Annotated in this window: 2 protein-coding genes; both read left to right on the top strand. The window is 73.3% G+C overall.

Features of this window, described 5'->3' with window-relative positions; all coding sequences use genetic code 11:
• The first annotated feature begins 18 nt into the window (after positions 1-18).
• Positions 19-19,287, top strand: a complete 19,269-nt coding sequence (locus FHU28_RS23700; protein ID WP_184686659.1) for a type I polyketide synthase — start codon at positions 19-21, stop codon at positions 19,285-19,287.
• 245 nt (positions 19,288-19,532) lie between these two features.
• A complete protein-coding gene (locus tag FHU28_RS23695; RefSeq protein ID WP_184686658.1) occupies positions 19,533-20,381 on the top strand; it encodes a metallophosphoesterase family protein in 849 nt (282 codons plus the stop codon).
• The last annotated feature ends 313 nt before the right edge of the window (positions 20,382-20,694 follow it).

Here is a 20,694-nt window from a genome sequence, read left to right as displayed (position 1 = left end):
CGACAGGTGATCAACCCGATGGCGAACGAAGCCAAGCTCCGCGAGTACCTCAAGCGCGTCACCGCTGACCTGCACGAGACCAGCGAGCGCCTGCGGGCCGTCGACGAGCAGAATCACGAGCCGATCGCGATCGTGGCGATGGGCTGCCGCTACCCGGGCGGGGTGCGGACTCCGGAGGCGCTGTGGCGGCTGGTCGAGTCCGGCGTCGACGCCGTCACACCCTTCCCGGCGGACCGGGGCTGGGACGTGGAGAGCCTCTACGACCCCGACCCGGACGCGCACGGCAAGTCGTACACCCGCGAGGGCGGCTTCCTGCACGACGCCGGCGAGTTCGACGGCGGCTTCTTCGGCATCTCGCCCCGCGAGGCGCTGGCCATGGACCCGCAGCAGCGCCTCCTGCTGGAGGTCGCCTGGGAGACGGTCGAGCGGGCCGGCATCGCCGCGGACTCGCTCAAGGGCAGCCGCACCGGCGTCTTCACCGGCGTCATGTACCACGACTACGTCTCCCGGCTCAACGGCGTGCCGCAGGAGGTCGAGGCGTTCGTCGGCACGGGCAACCACGGCAGCGTCGTCTCCGGCCGGATCGCGTACACGTTCGGCTTCGAGGGCCCGGCCGTCACCGTCGACACCGCCTGCTCGTCCTCACTGGTGGCGCTGCACCTCGCCGTCCGGGCCCTGCGTTCCGGCGAGTGCACACTCGCGCTGGCCGGCGGCGTCACCGTCATGTCCAGCCCCGACACGTTCGTCGGCTTCAGCCGCCAGCGTGGCCTGTCCCCGGACGGGCGGTGCAAGTCCTTCGCGGCCACCGCCGACGGCACCGGCTGGAGCGAGGGCGCCGGGCTGCTGCTGCTGGAGCGGCTCTCCGACGCGCGGCGCAACGGCCACCGGGTGCTCGCCGTGGTGCGCGGCAGCGCGGTCAACTCCGACGGCGCCTCCAACGGCCTCACCGCGCCGCACGGCCCGTCGCAGCAACGCGTGATCCGCCAGGCCCTCGCCAACGCCCGGCTCGCCCCGGCCGACGTGGACGCCGTCGAGGCCCACGGCACCGGCACCCGCCTCGGCGACCCCATCGAGGCGCAGGCCCTGCTCGCCACGTACGGCCGGGACCGGGCCGACGACCAGCCCCTGTGGCTCGGGTCGATCAAGTCGAACCTCGGGCACACCCAGGCCGCGGCCGGCGTCGCCGGCGTCATCAAGATGGTCATGGCGATGCGTCACGGCGTCCTGCCGCGCACCCTGCACGTCGACGAGCCGTCCCCGCACGTCGACTGGTCGGCCGGCGCGGTGAGCCTGCTCCGCGAGCCGCGCCCGTGGCCGCGCGCGACGAGGCCCATGCGCGCGGGCGTCTCCTCGTTCGGTGTCAGCGGCACCAACGCCCACGTCATCGTCGAGGCCGCCCCGCCCGCGCCGCAGCCGGCCACCGACGCCGTCACCGGCCCCGACCCGCTGCCGTGGGTCGTCTCCGCGCGCAGCGCCGCAGCGCTCGGCGCCCAGGCCGACCGGCTGCGCTCCTGGCTCGCCGAGCACCCCGACGCCGCGCCGGCCGCCGTGGGCCGGGCCCTGGCCACCGGCCGGTCCGTCCTGGAACACCGGGCGGTGCTGCTCGGCGCCGACCGGGACGAACTGCTCGCCGGGCTCGGCGCGCTGGCCGACGGGGTTCCGGCCGCGTCCGTGCGGCGCGGGGTCGCCAGTCCCACCCGCGTCGCCGTGCTCTGCACCGGCCAGGGCGCCCAGCGCGTCGGCATGGGCCAGCGGTTGTACGCCGCCTTCCCGGCCTTCGCCGACGCCTTCGACGCCGCCTGCGCGGAGCTGGACATGCACCTCGACCGGCCGCTGCGCGGCGTGCTCGACGGCCCCGCCGACGTGCTCGACCGCACCGGGTACGCCCAGGCGGCGCTCTTCGCCGTCGAGGTCGCCGCCTACCGGCTCGTCGAGTCCTGGGGTGTCGTGCCGGACTTCGTGGCCGGGCACTCGGTCGGCGAGGTGGCCGCCGCGCACATCGCCGGCGTGCTGTCGCTGCCCGACGCCGCCCGCCTGGTGGCCGCCCGGGGCACCCTGATGCAGGCGCTGCCCACCGGTGGCGCCATGGTGTCGATCCGCGCCACCGAGGCGGAGGTCCGCGCGCACCTGGCCACCGTCGGCGGGACGCCCGGCGCCGGGCTGGCCGCCGTCAACGGCCCGGAGTCCGTCGTCGTCTCCGGCGACGAGGACGCCGTGCTGGCGGTCGCCGCACACTTCGCAGCCCTCGGCCGCAGCACCAGGCGGCTGCGGGTCAGCCACGCGTTCCACTCCGCCCGCATGGACCCGATGCTCGACGCGTTCGGCGACGTGCTCGGGCAACTGACCTTCGCCGCGCCCCGCATCCCCGTGGTCTCCACCGTGACCGGAGCGGTGCTCGACCCCGACGAGGTGTGCTCCCCGGCGTACTGGCTGCGCAACGTCCGCGACACGGTCCGCTTCGACGCCGCCGTGACCACGCTGCGTGAGCTGGGTGTCGGCGCGTACGTCGAGGTGGGCCCGGGCGGAGTGCTCTGCGCGCTCACCCAGGAGATCGTCGGCGCGGACCAGGCGGTCTGCGCCCCCGTGCTGCGCGCCGAGCACGACGAGGCGACGACCGCCCTGGCCGCCGCGGCCACCGTGTGGGCCAGGGGCGTGCCGGTGAACTGGGCGGCCCTGTTCGCCGGCCCGCCCGTGCCGGTCGACCTGCCCACGTACGCGTTCCAGCGCGAACGCTACTGGTTGCTGCCCCTGCCGCAGCCCGCCGACGTGACCGCCGCCGGGCTGACCCCGACCGGCCACCCGCTGCTCGGCGCGGTGTTCCGCTCGGCCGACGGCGACGAGGTGACGCTCACCGGCAGGTTGTCCGTGGAGACCCAGCCCTGGCTGGCCGAGCACGCCCTGCGCGACGTCGTGCTCCTGCCCGGCACCGGGTTCGTGGAGCTGGCGATGCGGGCCGGCGCGGAGGTCGGCGCCGAACGGCTCGCCGAGCTGACCCTCCAGGCGCCGCTGGTGCTGCCCGAGACCGGCGGCGTCGACGTGCAGGTCGCCGCCGAACGCACCGGCGGCGGAGCGTGGCAGCTCACCGTCCACGCCCGTCGCGCCGGCACCGACGACATCTGGGTACGGCACGCCACCGGCCTGCTCACCGAGGAGCCGGATGAGGACACGGGCGCGCCGGCGCAGTGGCCGCCGAGCGACGCCACCTCCCTGGACGTGTCGGAGCTGGCCGGGCGGGCGGCACGGGCCGGGTTCGCGTACGGCCCGGCCTTCTCCGGGCTGCGTGCCGCCTGGCGCGTCGGCGCGGACGTGTACGCCGAGGTGGCGCTGCCCGATCCGGCGGCCGGCGACGCCGGTGGGTACGGGCTGCATCCGGCGTTGCTCGATGCCGCCGTGCAGGCGGTCGGGCTGGGCATCGTCGACCCCGGCGAGGCCCGGATGCCGTTCGCCTGGTCCGACGTGACGCTGTCCGCCCACGGCGCCGACACGCTGCGGGTACGGTTGACCCCCACCGGTCCGGACACGGTGTCCATGCTGGTCGCCGACGCCACCGGGGCGCCGGTCGCCCGGGTCGGCTCCCTGGTGCTGCGGCCCCTGCCGGCGGGGGAGCTCACCGCCGACGGGTCCGCGTGGCGGCGCTCGCTGTTCCGCCTCGACTGGCTCCGGCACCCCGTCGCCGGGGGCGCCGCCGACGGCACGACCTGGGCGGTGCTCGGCGAACGTCCCGCCCCGCTGCCGTCCGGCCCGCCCGCCGCCCGGTACGCCGACCTCGACGCGCTCCGCGACGCCGGGGTACCCGACGCCGTGCTGTACCCGGTGGCCGGCGCGACCGGCCCCGGCGCCGTCCACGACCTGCTCGCCGAGGTCCTCGCCGTGCTCCAGGGCTGGCTCGCCGCCGAGCCGCACACCGGCGACTCCCGGCTGGTGGTCCTCACCTGCGGCGCCGTCGCCGTGGACGACGACGCGGAGGTCACCGACCTGGCCGGCGCCGCCGTGTGGGGCCTGCTCCGCTCCGCCCAGGCCGAGCACCCCGGCCGCTTCCTCGTCGTCGACGTCGACGACGAGGAGAACTGCGCGGCCGTCCTCGTCGGCCTGCTGTCGGCCGACGAGCCGCAGGCGGCGGTACGCGACGGGGCGCTCCGCGTGCCCCGGCTCGTCGCCGCCCCGGAACCCGACGCGCCGGCGCCGGCGCTGGACCCGGAGGGCACGGTGCTGGTCACCGGCGGCACCGGTGCCCTCGGCGCGCTGACCGCCCGCCACCTGGTCACCCGGTACGGGGCCCGGCACCTGCTGCTGACCAGCCGGCGCGGCGCCGACGCCGACGGCGCAGCCGACCTGGTCGCCGCCCTCGCCGACCTGGGGGCCACCGCGACGGTCGAGGCGTGCGACGCCGCCGACCGGGCCGCCCTCGCCGCGCTGCTGGACCGGATCGACCCGGCGCACCCGCTGACCGGCGTGGTGCACACCGCCGGCGTGCTGGCCGACCGCACCCTGACCTCGCTCACCCCCGGGACCCTCGGCGACGTGCTGCGGCCGAAGGTGGACGCCGCCGCGAACCTGCACGAGCTGACCGCCGCCAGCCGCCTCGCGCTCTTCGTCACGTACTCCTCGGCGGCGGGCGTGACGGGCAGCCCCGGCCAGGCCAACTACGCGGCGGCCAACGCCTTCCTGGACGCGCTCGCCCACCGGCGGCGGGCCGCGGGCCTGCCGGCGCACTCGCTGGCCTGGGGCCCGTGGGCGGAGTCGGGCGGCGGCATGACGGCCGGCCTCGACCGCGCCGACACCGACCGGCTGGCCCGGGCCGGCGTACGGCCGCTTCCCGAGGCGGACGGCCTCGCGCTCCTCGACGCCGCCCTGCTCACCGGCCTGCCCGCGACGGTGCCAATGGCGCTGGACGGGCCGGCGCTGCGCGCCCAGGCCGAGGCGGGCACCCTGCCGTCGGTCCTGCGCGGCCTGGTCCGGGCGCCCCGGCGCCGCGCCGCGCGGTCCGGCCCGGCGGAGACCGCCGCGCTGACCGGGCGGCTCGCCGGCCTCGACCGCGAGGAGCGCGCCGCGGCCCTGCTGCGGCTCGTCCTCGACCAGGTCGCGACGGTCCTGGGGTACGCCGACGCCGCCGCCGTCGAGGCCGGGCGTCCGTTCACCGAGCTCGGCTTCGACTCGCTCACCGCCGTCGAACTGCGCAACCGGCTGGGCGCGGTCACCGGCCTGCGCCTGCCCGCGACGCTGGTCTTCGACCACCCGACCCCGCTCGCCCTCGCCGACCACCTGGACGCCGAGACCGGAACGGACGCCGGCACCCGGGCGGCTCCGGTCGCCGCCGTCGCGGCGCTCGACGAGCCGATCGCGATCGTCGGCATGAGCTGCCGCTACCCCGGCGGCGTACGCAGCCCCGAGCAACTGTGGGACCTCCTCGTCTCCGGTGGCGACGGCATCACCGGCTTCCCCGCCGACCGCGGCTGGGACGTCGACGACCTGTACGACCCGTCCGGCGCGCGCCGGGGCAGCAGCTACGCCCGCGAGGGCGGCTTCCTGGCCGACGCCGCCGACTTCGACGCCGACCTGTTCAAGATCTCGCCGCACGAGGCCCTCGCCATGGACCCGCAGCAGCGGCTGCTGCTGGAGACCTCGTGGGAGGCCATCGAGGACGCCCGGATCGACCCGCTTGCGCTGCGTGGCCGGCCGGTCGGCGTGTTCGCCGGCATGATGTACCACAACCACGCCGCAGGGCTGGCCGACGTCCCCGAGACCCTCGACGGCTACCTCGGCGTCGGCACGGCCAGCAGCGTGTTGTCGGGTCGGGTGGCGTACTCGTTCGGTTTCGAGGGCCCGGCGGTGACTGTGGACACGGCGTGTTCGTCGTCGCTTGTGGCGTTGCACCTGGCGGTGCAGGCGCTGCGGTCGGGGGAGTGTGACCTGGCGCTGGCCGGCGGCGTCACGGTGATGGCGACACCCGAGACGTTCATCGACTTCTCCCGCCAGCGGGGCATGGCCCCCGACGGCCGCTGCAAGTCGTTCTCCGACGCGGCGGACGGCACGGGCTGGTCCGAGGGCGTCGGTGTGCTGCTGGTGCAGCGGTTGTCGGACGCGCGGCGTGACGGGCGCCGGGTCCTCGCGGTCGTGCGGGGCACGGCCGTCAACCAGGACGGCGCGTCGAACGGGTTGACGGCGCCGAATGGTCCGTCGCAGCAGCGGGTGATCCGCCAGGCCCTCGCGAACGCCCGGCTGGGCGTCGCCGACGTCGACGTCGTGGAGGCGCACGGCACGGGCACGACGCTGGGCGACCCCATCGAGGCCCAGGCGCTGCTCGCCACGTACGGGCAGGACCGCGACGACCGGGACGCGCTGCTGCTGGGGTCGGTGAAGTCGAACATCGGTCACACGCAGGCTGCTGCCGGGGTGGCGGGCGTCATCAAGATGGTCTTGGCGATGCGGCATGGGATGGTGCCGGCGACCTTGCACGTGGATGCGCCGTCGTCGCATGTGGACTGGTCGTCGGGCGCTGTGGAGCTGGTGGCCCAGGCGCGCGAGTGGCCGGGTGCGGGCCGCGCACGCAGGGCTGCCGTGTCGTCGTTCGGGATCTCCGGCACGAACGCCCACGTGATCATCGAACAGGCGGAGCCGGAGCACGCCGCGGCGTCTGCCGCGCCCGTGGCTTTGCCGGTGCCGTGGGTGGTGTCGGGGCGTTCGGAACGGGGTCTGTCGGGTCAGGCCGGGCGGCTGGGGTCGTTCGTGCGTGGTCGTGGTCTGTCGCCGGTGGACGTGTCGTGGTCGTTGGCGACGACCCGGGCCGCGTTGGAGCATCGGGCGGTGGTGTGGGGCTCGGACGTGGACGAGCTGGTTGCGGGGCTGTCGGCTGTTGCCGAGGGCCGGTCGGTGGTGTCGGGTGTGGTGTCGGCGGGTCGTCGGGCGGTGTTGTTCACGGGTCAGGGTTCGCAGCGTGTGGGCATGGGCCGGGAGTTGTACGAGACGTTCCCGGTGTTCGCGCAGGCCTTCGACGGGGTGTGCGCCCGTTTTGATGGTTTGTTGCCGCGTGCGTTGCGGGAGGTCGTGTTCGCCGAGACGGGTACTTCCGATGCCGGCTTGGTGGATCAGACGGTGTTCGCGCAGGCGGGGTTGTTCGCGGTGGAGGTGGCGTTGTGGGAGTTGTTGTCGTCGTGGGGTGTGCGGGCGGATTTTGTGGCGGGTCATTCGATCGGTGAGGTGACGGCGGCGTATGTGTCGGGGATGTTGTCGCTGTCGGATGCGTGCACGTTGGTGGCGGCGCGGGGTCGTCTGATGCAGGCGTTGCCGGCTGGCGGTGTGATGGCGGCGGTCGGCGCGTCGGAGGAGGCTGTCGCCGAGCTGATCGCGTCGAGTGGCGCGGGTGTGGATGTGGCGGCGGTGAATGGTCCGGCGTCGGTGGTGGTGTCGGGTGCGGCTGACGAGGTCGCTTCGGTGGTGGGGGCCTGTCGTGAGCGGGGTTGGCGGGTCAAGGAACTGGCGGTGAGTCACGCGTTTCATTCGCGGTTGATGGATCCGATGTTGGAGGAGTTCGCGTCGGTGGTGGCGGGGCTGGACTGGCGGGTGCCGCGGGTGCCGATCGTGTCGAACGTGACCGGCGCGGTCGCGGAGCCGCTGGAGTTGGTGGATCCGGAGTACTGGGTGCGGCACGTGCGGCAGCCGGTGCGGTTCGCCGACGGTGTGGCGGCGTTGCGGGGGCAGGGGGTGGACACCTTCCTGGAGGTCGGCCCGGATGCGACGTTGACGGCGATGGTGGCGGAGATCGTCGCGGATGCGGGGGTGCGGCGGGTTCCGGTGTCGCGGCGGGACCAGTCGGAGCTCGCTGCGGTGACGGCTGCGTTGGGGCAGTTGTGGGTGGCGGGTGTGCCGGTCGACTGGGCTGCCTACCACGGTCAGACCGGTGCCCGGCCGGGCGTGGTCGACCTGCCCACGTACGCCTTCGACCACCGGCGCTACTGGATCAACGCGACGACGCGCTCCTACCGTCCCCCCGCAGCCCGGCGTACCGCCGCCGACGAGGACTTCTGGCGGGCGATCGAGGCGGAGGACCTGACGACCCTCGCCGAGAGCCTGGCCGTCGACGCCGACGCCCCCCTCGCGGACGTGCTGCCGGCGCTGTCCACCTGGCGACGCCGCCGGGACGCCGAGGCGGCCCTCGACTCCTGGCGCTACCGGGTGGCCTGGCAGCCGCTCACGGACGATGCCGCCCGCGCCGAGGCGACCGACTTCCTGCTCGTCGTACCGGCCGACGCCGACGTGGCCGTGACGGACTGGGCCGCCGCCCTCGGCGCCGCCGGCGGGCGGATCGTCGAGGTCGACGCCACGTGCGACCGCAAGCGCCTCGCCCACGACCTCGCCGAGGCGTCGACCGGCCGCGACGGGGACGTGCTGCCCGTACTCTCCCTGCTGGCCCTCGACACCCGGTCGTACGCCGGTGCCGCCTCCGTGCCGACGGGCCTCGCCGGCACGGTCGCGCTCGCGCAGGCCCTCGGCGACGCCGGGATCACCGCCCGGCTCTGGATCGCCACCCGCGGCGCGGTCTCCGTCGGATCCCGCGACCGGCACGTCGACCCCGTGCAGGCCATGGCGTGGGGCTTCGGCAGCGTGCTGCGCGCCGAGCACCCGCACCGGTGGGGCGGGCTCGTCGACCTCCCCGAGCAGCCCGACCAGGGCGTCGTGCGCATGCTCCGGACGCTGATCGCCGGCACCGGCCGGGAGGACGAGATCGCCCTGCGCGGCACCGGCGGCCACGCCCGCCGGCTCGTTCGTGCGACGTACGGCGACACCGGTGCGCGCGGTTCCTGGACGCCACGCGGCACGGTGCTGATCGCCGGCGGCACCGGGGCACTCGGGGGACACGTCGCCCGCGCGCTGGCCGCCGAAGGAGCCGAACACCTCCTCCTGGTCAGCCGGCGGGGTGGCGAGGCGCCCGGCGCGACCGCCCTCGCCGAGGAACTCGCCGGGCTCGGCACCCGGGTCACCCTCGCGTCCTGCGACGTGGCCGACCGGGCCGCGCTCGCGACGCTGCTCGACTCGATCCCCGCCGAGCTTCCGCTGAGCGCGGTCGTGCACACCGCCGCGGCCCTCGACGACAACGTCGTCGACGCCGTGAGTGTCGACCAGCTGGCCACCGCCCTGCGGGCGAAGGTCGACGCCGCGCGCAACCTGGACGAGCTGACCCGGGGCAGCGACCTCTCCGCCTTCGTCCTCTTCTCCTCCCTCGCCGGCCTCATGGGCGCCGCCGGCCAGGCCACGTATGCGCCGGGCAACGCGTTCCTCGACGCCCTGGCGCAGCGCCGCCGCGCGGAGGGGCTGCCGGCGACCTCGCTCGCCTGGGGCCTGTGGGCCGACGGCGGGGTGAGCGCGGGCGACTTCGAACAGCGGCTCAGCCGTACCGGTTTCGGCGCGATGGCGCCGGAGACAGCCGTGCGCGCCTTCAACCGGGCGCTGGACCGCGACGAGACGTACCTCGTCGTGGCCGACATCGACTGGGCCCGGGTGGCCGCCACCGGTCCTCGGCGCGCCCACCCGCTGGTCCGCGACCTGCTGGCCGAGGCCGGCGCGGCGGTGCCCGCCGACGCCCCAGTGCCGGCGGGCGACCTGCGCCTGCGCCTGTCGGGAATGCCCGGCACGGAGCAGTTGCGCGTCCTCGGTGAGCTGGTACGCGCCGAGGTCGCCGCCGTGCTCGGCCACGAGTCCGTCGAGCGGGTGGCGCCGGACCGGGCGTTCCAGGATCTCGGCTTCACCTCGCTGGCAGCTGTCGAGCTGCGCAACCGGCTCGACGCGGCGACCGGCCTCGCGCTGCCGACCACGCTCGCCTTCGACTACCCGAACTCGGCGGCTCTGGCCGGCCACATCCACGCCGAGCTGCTCGGCGGGCAGGCGCTGCCCGTCCCCGCCGCCACCGGCCCCGTCGTGGGCGACGACCCGATCGTCATCGTCGGCATGGGCTGCCGTTTCCCGGCCGGAGCCGAGTCCCCGGAGGGGCTCTGGGACCTGCTGACGGCCGGTGCCGACGCGATGTCGGACTTCCCGGCCAACCGGCACTGGGACCTGGAGTCGCTGGCCGGCACCGACTCCTACGTCTCGCGCGGGGCCTTCCTGGCCGACGCGGGCGGCTTCGACGCGGAGTTCTTCGGCATCTCGCCGCGGGAGGCCCTCGCCATGGACCCGCAGCAGCGGCTGCTGCTGGAGGTCTCCTGGGAGGCGTTCGAAGACGCCCGGATCGAACCCCTCGCGTTGCGCGGCAGCCGCGTCGGGGTGTTCGCCGGCACCAACGGCCAGGACTACGAGACCGTCGTACGCGAGGCCGGTGAGTCGCTCACCGGGTACGGCGCGACGGGTGCCTCCGCGAGCGTGTTGTCGGGTCGGGTGGCGTACTCGTTCGGGTTCGAGGGCCCGGCGGTGACTGTGGACACGGCGTGTTCGTCGTCGCTTGTGGCGTTGCACCTGGCGGCGCAGGCGCTGCGGTCCGGCGAGTGCGACCTCGCGCTGGCCGGCGGCGTCACGGTGATGTCCACCCCGGGCGCCTTCATCGAGTTCTCCCGCCAGGGTGGGCTGTCGGCGGACGGCCGCTGCAAGGCCTTCGCTGAGTCTGCGGACGGCACCGCGTGGGGCGAGGGTGTCGGGGTGCTGGTGGTGCAGCGGTTGTCGGATGCGCAACGTGACGGGCGTCGGGTTCTGGCGGTGGTGCGGGGTTCGGCGGTGAATCAGGATGGTGCGTCGAATGGGTTGACGGCGCCGAATGGTCCGTCGCAGCAGCGGGTGATTCGGCAGGCTCTGGCGTTTGCGGGTTTGTCGGCGGCTGATGTGGATGTGGTGGAGGCGCACGGCACGGGTACGACGTTGGGTGATCCGATCGAGGCGCAGGCTTTGCTGGCGACGTACGGGCAGGGCCGGGATGTGCCGTTGTTGTTGGGGTCGGTGAAGTCGAACATCGGTCACACGCAGGCGGCTGCGGGGGTGGCCGGGATCATCAAGATGGTCTTGGCGATGCGGTACGGGACCGTGCCGGCGTCGTTGCACGTGGATGTGCCGTCGTCGCATGTGGACTGGTCGTCGGGTGCGGTGGAGCTGGTGACGGCCTCGCGTGAGTGGCCGGGCGTGGAGCGTCCTCGGCGTGCGGGTGTGTCGTCGTTCGGGATCTCCGGCACGAACGCGCACGTGATTTTGGAGCAGCCGGAGCCCGAGGCCGTCCCCGAGGTCACGGCGGAGCCGGAGTCTGCCCCGGCGTCTGCCGGGGGCGCTTCCGTGGCTTTGCCGGTGCCGTGGGTGGTGTCGGGTCGTTCGGAGCGGGGTCTGGTGGGTCAGGCGGGGCGGCTGGGGTCGTTCGTGCGTGGTCGTGGTCTGTCGCCGGTGGATGTGTCGTGGTCGTTGGTGACGTCGCGGGCGGCGTTGGAGCATCGGGCGGTGGTGTGGGGTTCGTCGGTGGATGAGCTGGTGGCGGGTCTGTCGGCGGTGGCCGAGGGCCGGTCTGCGGGTGTGGTGTCGGCGGGTCGTCGGGCGGTGTTGTTCACGGGTCAGGGTTCGCAGCGTGCGGGTATGGGTCGGGAGCTGTACGAGGCGTTTCCGGTGTTCGCATCGGCGTTCGACGAGGTGTGCGTCCGGTTCGATGGTTTGTTGCCGCGTGCGTTGCGGGGTGTGGTGTTCGCGCAGGCGGGGTCGGATGAGGCTGTCCTGGTGGATCAGACCGTCTTTGCCCAGGCGGGGTTGTTCGCGGTGGAGGTGGCGTTGTGGGAGTTGTTGTCGTCGTGGGGTGTGCGGGCGGATTTTGTGGCGGGTCATTCGATCGGTGAGGTGACGGCGGCGTATGTGTCGGGGATGTTGTCGCTGTCGGATGCGTGCACGTTGGTGGCGGCGCGGGGTCGTCTGATGCAGGCGTTGCCGGCTGGCGGTGTGATGGCGGCGGTCGGCGCGTCGGAGGAGGCTGTCGCCGAGCTGATCGCGTCGAGTGGCGCGGGTGTGGATGTGGCGGCGGTGAATGGTCCGGCGTCGGTGGTGGTGTCGGGTGCGGCTGACGAGGTCGCTTCGGTGGTGGGGGCCTGTCGTGAGCGGGGTTGGCGGGTCAAGGAACTGGCGGTGAGTCACGCGTTTCATTCGCGGTTGATGGATCCGATGTTGGAGGAGTTCGCGTCGGTGGTGGCGGGGCTGGACTGGCGGGTGCCGCGGGTGCCGATCGTGTCGAACGTGACCGGCGCGGTCGCGGAGCCGCTGGAGTTGGTGGATCCGGAGTACTGGGTGCGGCACGTGCGGCAGCCGGTGCGGTTCGCCGACGGTGTGGCGGCGTTGCGGGGGCAGGGGGTGGACACCTTCCTGGAGGTCGGCCCGGATGCGACGTTGACGGCGATGGTGGCGGAGATCGTCGCGGATGCGGGGGTGCGGCGGGTTCCGGTGTCGCGGCGGGACCAGTCGGAGCTCGCTGCGGTGACGGCTGCGTTGGGGCAGTTGTGGGTGGCGGGTGTGCCGGTCGACTGGGCTGCCTACCACGGTCAGACCGGTGCCCGGCCGGGCGTGGTCGACCTGCCCACGTACGCCTTCGACCACACCTGGTACTGGCCCGAGGCGGCGCCCGCGGCCCGCCGGGACGTGCACGGCGAAGCTCTCGACGGGCGGTTCTGGGCGGCCGTGGAGTCCGGCGACCCCGACCTGGTCGGCGGCGAGCTGGGCGTCGGCGCGGACGAACCGTTCAGCGCGGTCCTGCCGAAGCTCGCGCAGTGGCGGCGGGCCGCACAGCAGCGGTCGACGGTGGACTCCTGGCGCTACCGCGTGGTGTGGCGGCGCCAGGACGTGACCGGGAGCGAGAACCTGACCGGCTCCTGGCTGGTGCTGATGGTCCCCGGCCAGCAGGACCACCCGTTGCTGGCCGGGCTGGCTGAGCGGGGTGCCGAGATGATCCCCGTGGTGCTGGACGAGCTGGACCGGGACGGGATCGCGCGTCGGCTGTCCGCCGCCTCGGCGGCCGCAGGACCGGTCGCCGGGATGATCTCGCTGATGTCGCTGGCCGGCGCCGGTGTCGTCGAGGCACTGGCGGTCGCGCAGGCGCTTGCAGTCACTGAGGTCGAGGGTCGGCTGTGGTGGTTGACCAGCGGTGCCGTCTCCGTGGACGACTCCGAGCCTCTGACCGACCTGGACGGTTCTGCGGTGTGGGGTTTGGGTCGGGTGGTGGGTTTGGAGGTGCCGTTGCGGTGGGGTGGTTTGGTGGATTTGCCGGGTGTGTTGGGTGGTGGTGTGTGGGGTCGGTTGTGTGGGGTGTTGTTGTCGGGGGTTGAGGATCAGGTGGCGTTGCGGTCGTCGGGTGTGTTTGTGCGGCGGTTGGTGCGTGCGGGCTCTCCGGCGGGTGCGGGTGCGGGTGCGGGTGCGGGTGGTGGTTTTCGGTTGTCGGGGACGGTGTTGGTGACGGGTGGTACGGGGGCGTTGGGTGCGCGGGTGGCGTTGTGGGCGGTGGGTGTGGGTGCGGAGCATGTGGTGTTGGTGAGTCGGCGTGGTGGTGGTGCGCCGGGTGTGGGTGAGTTGGTGGGGCGGTTGGAGGGTTTGGGTGTGCGGGTGTCGGTGGTGGGTTGTGATGTGGCGGATCGTGGTGCGGTGGCGGGGTTGTTGGGGGATTTGGTGGGTCGGGGTGAGCGGTTGCGGGCGGTGGTGCATGCGGCTGGTGTGGCGCAGTTGACGCCGTTGGGTGAGGTGGGTGTGGGTGAGGTGGAGGAGGTGTTGCGGGCGAAGGTTGGTGGTGCGGTGGTGTTGGATGAGTTGACTGCTGGTTTGGATTTGGATGCGTTTGTGGTTTTTTCGTCGATTGCGGGGGTGTGGGGTTCTGCGGGTCAGGTGGGGTATGCGGCGGCGAATGCGTTTGTGGATGGGTTGGTGGTGTCGCGGCGTGGGCGTGGGTTGGTGGGGACGTCGGTGGCGTGGGGGCCGTGGGCTGAGGCGGGTATGGCGGTGGGGGTGGCGGGGGAGCAGTTGAGTCGGCGTGGTTTGCCGGGGATGGCTCCGGAGTTGGCGGTGGCGGCGTTGCAGCGGGCGTTGGATGGTGGTGAGGGGCAGGTGGTGGTGGCGGATGTGCGGTGGGATCGGTTTGTGCCGTCGTTCACGGCGTTGCGTCCGTCGCGGTTGTTCACCGACATCCCCGAAGCACAGGCGGCGATCGAGGCGGCGTCCCGAGCCGAGACCGGCCCCACCGACCGGGCCTCCGCACTGCGCGAGCGGCTCGCGGCCCTGACGCCGCCGGAGGTCGAGGCGTCCCTCCTGGACCTCGTACGCTCCCAGGTCGCCACGGTGCTCGGCCACGCCACCGTGGAGGCGGTGCGGCCGGACCGGGCGTTCCAGCGTCTCGGCTTCGACTCGCTCACCGCAGTCGAGCTGCGCAACCGGCTGACCGCCGAAACCGGCCTCGCGTTGCCCTCCACCCTCGCCTTCGACCACCCGACGCCGGCCGCCCTGGTCGCCTTCATCCAGGAGACCGTGCTCGGAGCATCGGGCGACGCGCCGGCCGCCCGCAGGGTCGCCACCGTCGACGACGACCCGATCGTGATCGTCGGCATGGGCTGCCGCCTCCCGGGTGGCGTCGCGTCCCCGGAAGAACTGTGGCAACTGCTCGCCACGGGACGCGACGGCATCTCCGAGTTCCCCCTCGACCGGGGCTGGGACAGCTTCCTCAGCAGCGGCCTGTCCGACACGTCCTTCGCCCGCAGGGGCGGCTTCGTCTACGACGCCGGCGAGTTCGACGCCGAGTTCTTCGGCATCTCGCCGCGGGAGGCCCTCGCCATGGACCCGCAGCAGCGGCTGCTGCTGGAGACCTCGTGGGAGGCCGTCGAGTCGGCGGGAATCGACCCGACCACCCTGCGGGGCGGCGCGGTCGGCGTCTTCGCCGGGGCCAGCTTCCAGGGGTACGCCAGCGGGTCGGTCGGTCGGGCCCAGGAGGTCGGCGGCCACCTGCTCACCGGCAACGCGACAAGCGTGTTGTCGGGCCGGGTGGCGTACTCGTTCGGTTTCGAGGGCCCGGCCGTGACTGTGGACACGGCGTGTTCCTCGTCGCTTGTGGCGTTGCACCTGGCGGCGCAGGCGCTGCGGTCCGGCGAGTGCGACCTGGCCCTGGCCGGCGGCGTCACCGTGATGGCCTCACCGGGCACGTTCGCCGAGTTCTCGATCCAGGGCGGCCTGTCCGCCGACGGCCGCTGCAAGTCGTTCTCGGACGCCGCGGACGGCACGGGCTGGTCCGAGGGTGTCGGGGTGCTCGTGGTGCAGCGGTTGTCGGATGCGCGGCGTGACGGGCGCCGGGTCCTTGCGGTGGTACGGGGCACGGCGGTGAACCAGGACGGCGCGTCGAACGGGTTGACGGCGCCGAATGGTCCGTCGCAGCAGCGGGTGATCCGGCAGGCCCTCGCGAGTGCGGGGCTGGGCGCGGCTGATGTGGATGTGGTGGAGGCGCATGGTACGGGCACGTCGTTGGGTGATCCGATCGAGGCGCAGGCTTTGTTGGCGACGTACGGGCAGGGTCGGGATGTGCCGTTGTTGCTCGGCTCGGTGAAGTCGAACATCGGTCACACGCAGGCTGCTGCGGGGGTGGCGGGCGTCATCAAGATGGTCTTGGCGATGCGGCATGGTGTGGTGCCGGCGTCGTTGCATGTGGATGTGCCGTCGTCGCATGTGGACTGGTCGTCGGGTGCGGTGGAGTTGGTGACCGAGTCCCGTGAGTGGCCGGGCGTGGAGCGTCCCCGGCGTGCGGGTGTGTCGTCGTTCGGGATCTCCGGCACGAACGCCCACGTGATCATCGAGCAGCCGGAGCCGGAGTCCGCTTCGGTACCGGTCGCGCCCGTCGCACCGGTCGGGTTGCCGGTGCCGTGGGTGGTGTCGGGTCGTTCGGAGCGGGGTCTGTCGGGTCAGGCGGGGCGGTTGGCGTCGTTCGTGCGTGGTCGTGGTCTGTCGCCGGTGGATGTGTCGTGGTCGTTGGTGACGTCGCGGGCCGCGTTGGAGCATCGGGCGGTGGTGTGGGGCTCGGACGTGGACGAGCTGGCGGCGGGTCTGTCGGCGGTGGCCGAGGGTCGGTTGTCGGGTGTGGTGTCGGCGGGTCGTCGGGCGGTGTTGTTCACGGGTCAGGGTTCGCAGCGCGTGGGTATGGGCCGGGAGCTGTACGAGACGTTCCCGGTGTTCGCGGCGTCGTTCGACGCGGTGTGCGCGGAGATTGATCCGCGCCTGCCGCGTGCGTTGCGCGAGGTGGTGTTCGCCGAGCTGGGCACCGCCGATGGGGCTCTGGTGGATCAGACCGTCTTCGCGCAGGCGGGGTTGTTCGCGGTCGAGGTGGCGTTGTGGGAGTTGCTCGCGTCGTGGGGTGTGCGGGCCGACTACCTGGCGGGTCATTCGATCGGTGAGGTGACGGCGGCGTACGTGTCGGGGATGTTGTCGTTGGCGGATGCGTGCACGTTGGTGGCGGCGCGGGGTCGTCTGATGCAGGCGTTGCCGGCTGGTGGGGTGATGGCGGCGGTGGGTGCGTCGGAGGAGGCTGTCGCCGAGTTGATCGGCGTGTCGGGTGCGGCGGTGGACGTGGCGGCGGTGAATGGTCCGGCGTCGGTGGTGGTGTCGGGTGCCGCCAATGAGGTTGCGGTGGTGGTGGCGGCCTGCCGTGAGCGGGGTTGGCGGGTCAAGGACCTGGCGGTCAGTCACGCGTTCCATTCGCGGTTGATGGATCCGATGTTGGAAGAGTTCGCGTCGGTGGTGGCGGGGCTCGACTGGCGGTCGCCGAGGATCCCGATCGTGTCGAACGTGACCGGCGCGGTCGCGGACGCCGCAGAGATCACCGAGCCCGGCTACTGGGTGCGGCACGTGCGGCAGCCGGTGCGCTTCGCCGACGGTGTGGTGGCGTTGCGGGCACAGGGGGTGGACACCTTCCTGGAGATCGGCCCGGACGCGGTCCTCACCGCCATGGCCGCCGAGGCGGACACCGCCGACGACGTGCGGTACGTCGCCACGCTGCGCCGCAGCCAGCCCGACGTCACCACCCTCACCAGTGCCGCCGGGCAGCTCTGGGCCGCCGGCGTGGCCGTCGACTGGGCGGCGTACCTCGGCCAGACCGGCACCCGGCCGCGCGCGGTGGAACTGCCCACCTACGCCTTCGACCGGCAGCGCTACTGGCTGGAGGACCCCCAGCCCGGCTCGGCTCCGGAGCGGGCCGACGCCCCGTCCGACGAGCAGTTCTGGGCGGCGGTCGAGTCCGGGGACCTCGGCGTGCTGGGCGAGGATCTCGCCGTGGGCGCGGACGAGCCGTCCACGGCGCTGCTGCCCAAGCTCGCCCGGTGGCGGCGGGCGACGCAGCAGCGGGCGGTCGTCGACTCCTGGCGGTACCGGGCGACGTGGCGTACGGCCGCCGTGCCGGACTCCACGACGTTGGCGGGAACCTGGCTGCTGCTGATGGCGCCCGGGCAGGAGGACCACCCGGTGGCCGCGGCGCTGGCTGCCCGGGCCGACCGGGCGGTCCCGGTGCTGATCCCGGCCGGCGCCGACCGCGACCGGGTGGCGCGGCTGCTGCTGGAGGCGATGAGCTCCGACGCCCGGGACGCCCACGTGGTGTCCCTGCTGTCGCTGGCCGAGCCGCGGGAGGCGTCCCCGGCTCCGGCCGCCGCCGAGGTGTCGACGGCGCTGGCCGTGGTGCAGGCGCTGACCGACGTCGGTGGGTCGGGCCGGTTGTGGTGGCTGACGCGCGGGGCGGTGTCGGTCGGCGACTCGGACGAGCTGGCGGATGTCGCGGGTTCTGCGGTGTGGGGTTTGGGTCGGGTGGTGGGTTTGGAGGTGCCGTTGCGGTGGGGTGGTTTGGTGGATTTGCCGGGTGTGTTGGGTGGTGGTGTGTGGGGTCGGTTGTGTGGGGTGTTGTTGTCGGGGGTTGAGGATCAGGTGGCGTTGCGGTCGTCGGGTGTGTTTGTGCGGCGGTTGGTGCGTGCGGGCTCTCCGGCGGGTGCGGGTGCGGGTGCGGGTGGTGGTTTTCGGTTGTCGGGGACGGTGTTGGTGACGGGTGGTACGGGGGCGTTGGGTGCGCGGGTGGCGTTGTGGGCGGTGGGTGTGGGTGCGGAGCATGTGGTGTTGGTGAGTCGGCGTGGTGGTGGTGCGCCGGGTGTGGGTGAGTTGGTGGGGCGGTTGGAGGGTTTGGGTGTGCGGGTGTCGGTGGTGGGTTGTGATGTGGCGGATCGTGGTGCGGTGGCGGGGTTGTTGGGGGATTTGGTGGGTCGGGGTGAGCGGTTGCGGGCGGTGGTGCATGCGGCTGGTGTGGCGCAGTTGACGCCGTTGGGTGAGGTGGGTGTGGGTGAGGTGGAGGAGGTGTTGCGGGCGAAGGTTGGTGGTGCGGTGGTGTTGGATGAGTTGACTGCTGGTTTGGATTTGGATGCGTTTGTGGTTTTTTCGTCGATTGCGGGGGTGTGGGGTTCTGCGGGTCAGGTGGGGTATGCGGCGGCGAATGCGTTTGTGGATGGGTTGGTGGTGTCGCGGCGTGGGCGTGGGTTGGTGGGGACGTCGGTGGCGTGGGGGCCGTGGGCTGAGGCGGGTATGGCGGTGGGGGTGGCGGGGGAGCAGTTGAGTCGGCGTGGTTTGCCGGGGATGGCTCCGGAGTTGGCGGTGGCGGCGTTGCAGCGGGCGTTGGATGGTGGTGAGGGGCAGGTGGTGGTGGCGGATGTGCGGTGGGATCGGTTTGTGCCGTCGTTCACGGCGTTGCGTCCGTCGCGGTTGTTCACCGACATCCCCGAAGCACAGCCCGCACAGGCCGAGGAGGTGCCGAAGGGCGAGGACCGCGGCGCGGCGTCGGCGCTGCGCGAGCGGCTCGCCGCCGCCTCCGGGTCGGAGCGCGACCGCATCCTGCTCGACCTGGTCCGCGGCACCGCCGCGGCGGTGCTGGGACACGCCACGCCGAGCGGGATCAGGCCCGCCCGCGGCTTCCTCGAACTGGGCTTCGACTCGCTCACCGCAGTCGAGCTGCGCAACCGGCTGACCGCCGCAACGGGCATCGGACTGCCCGCCACCCTCGTCTTCGACCATCCCACCCCGAACGCGCTCGCCGGTCACCTGCGGGCCGAGTTGGCGCCCGAGCAGCCGGCGTTGCCGATCGTGGCCGAGATCGAACGCCTCGACAAGCTCCTCGGCGGGCTGCCGGGCGACCAGGTCGACGACGCGGTCGTCGGTCGGCTGGAGGACCTGCTGACCCGGTGGCGGGGCCGACCCGCCGCCACCGCACCGGCGTCGGCCGCCGGAGAGGAGTTGGAGTCGGCCAGCCGGGACGAGCTCTTCGACATCATCCAGCGGGAGTTCGGCAAGTCCTGAGCGGACACTGCCCGACCCCGGGCGGGACGGGCCGGGAAAAGGGACACCCGACGGCGCCGGACGCCTGACCGGCGCCGTCGGGCAGGCGCGGCTGCCTAGGGGTCCACGTATCCCGTCTAGGGGTGTGCCGGTGCGGGCCCGGCTCCGTAGGGTCGGAGCACGCCAGGCCGTCTCGCCCTGCCCACCGGCAGCCGAGCGGTACGGATGTGGGTGCGTGCGGTGCCCCGGATGGACGGGAGGTCCGCATGGCCGGATCCGGCTTGCCTCAACTGCTCGCCATCAGCGACCTGCACGTGATGCACGCGGAGAACAAGGCCATCGTCGAGCGGCTGCGGCCGGAGCGCGACGGCGACTGGCTCGTCGTCGCCGGCGACGTCGGGGAGTTCGTCGGCGACATCGAGTGGGCGCTGGGACTCCTCAGCCGCCGCTTCGCCAAGGTCATCTGGGCCCCCGGCAACCACGAGCTGTGGACTCCCCGCGAGGACCCGATCCAGCTGCGGGGGGACGCGCGCTACCAGCACCTGGTGCAACTGTGCCGAGGGCTCGGGGTCATCACCCCGGAGGACCCGTACCCCGTCTGGGACCCGCAGGGCGACGACCCGGTCCTGATCGCGCCGCTGTTCCTGCTCTACGACTACACCTTCCGGCCCCCGGGGACGTACACGAAGGAGCAGGCCCTGGCACGGGCCCACGAGGTCGGCGTGGTCTGCACCGACGAGATCCTGCTGCACCCGGACCCGTACCCGACGCGGGACGCCTGGTGCCGGGCGCGGCTGGCCCTGACGGAGCGCCGGCTCACCGCCGAGCGCAGCGGGCTGCCCACCGTCCTGGTCAACCACTTCCCGCTCGTGCGCGAGCCCACCCGGATCCTGCGGTACCCGGAGTTCGCCCAGTGGTGCGGCACCGAGACCACGGCCGACTGGCACGTCCGCTTCGACGCCCGCGTCGCCGTCTACGGTCACCTGCACATCCCGCGCACCACCTGGTACGACGGGGTCCGGTTCGAAGAGGTCTCGGTCGGCTACCCGCGGGAGTGGCGCCGCCGGTCGACGCCCCCCGGCCGGCTGCGCCGCATCCTGCCGTCGGCCGCCTGAATGGCCCTCGTGGCGCTGGTCACCGCCGCTCCCGGAGCCTGCCGTGACGCCGCCCGCGGGCCGGTCGATCAGGGGTTCTCTAGGGGTTGGGCGGGTGTTGGGCGCTCAGTACCGTCCAGTCACGGTGGCGGGCGTGTGTCGGCGGGACTGTCCGGCGGGACGGGCGCCTGAGCAGGCACGACGACCGGAATCAGGAACAGGTGTGGGGTTCGTGAGCCGAACGGCCGCGTCTGCACCCACCTGTGCACGAAGCCGGCCCGCCGGCGGTGGTGTGGTCAACGAATCGGCAGATTCCGATCGATAGCAAGCTCTG

Source organism: Micromonospora echinospora, assembly GCF_014203425.1.
In the GTDB taxonomy this organism is placed as follows: Bacteria; Actinomycetota; Actinomycetes; order Mycobacteriales; family Micromonosporaceae; genus Micromonospora; species Micromonospora echinospora_A.
Note: the sequence above shows the minus strand (reverse complement) of the source record. Positions and strands in the feature narration are given on the sequence as shown.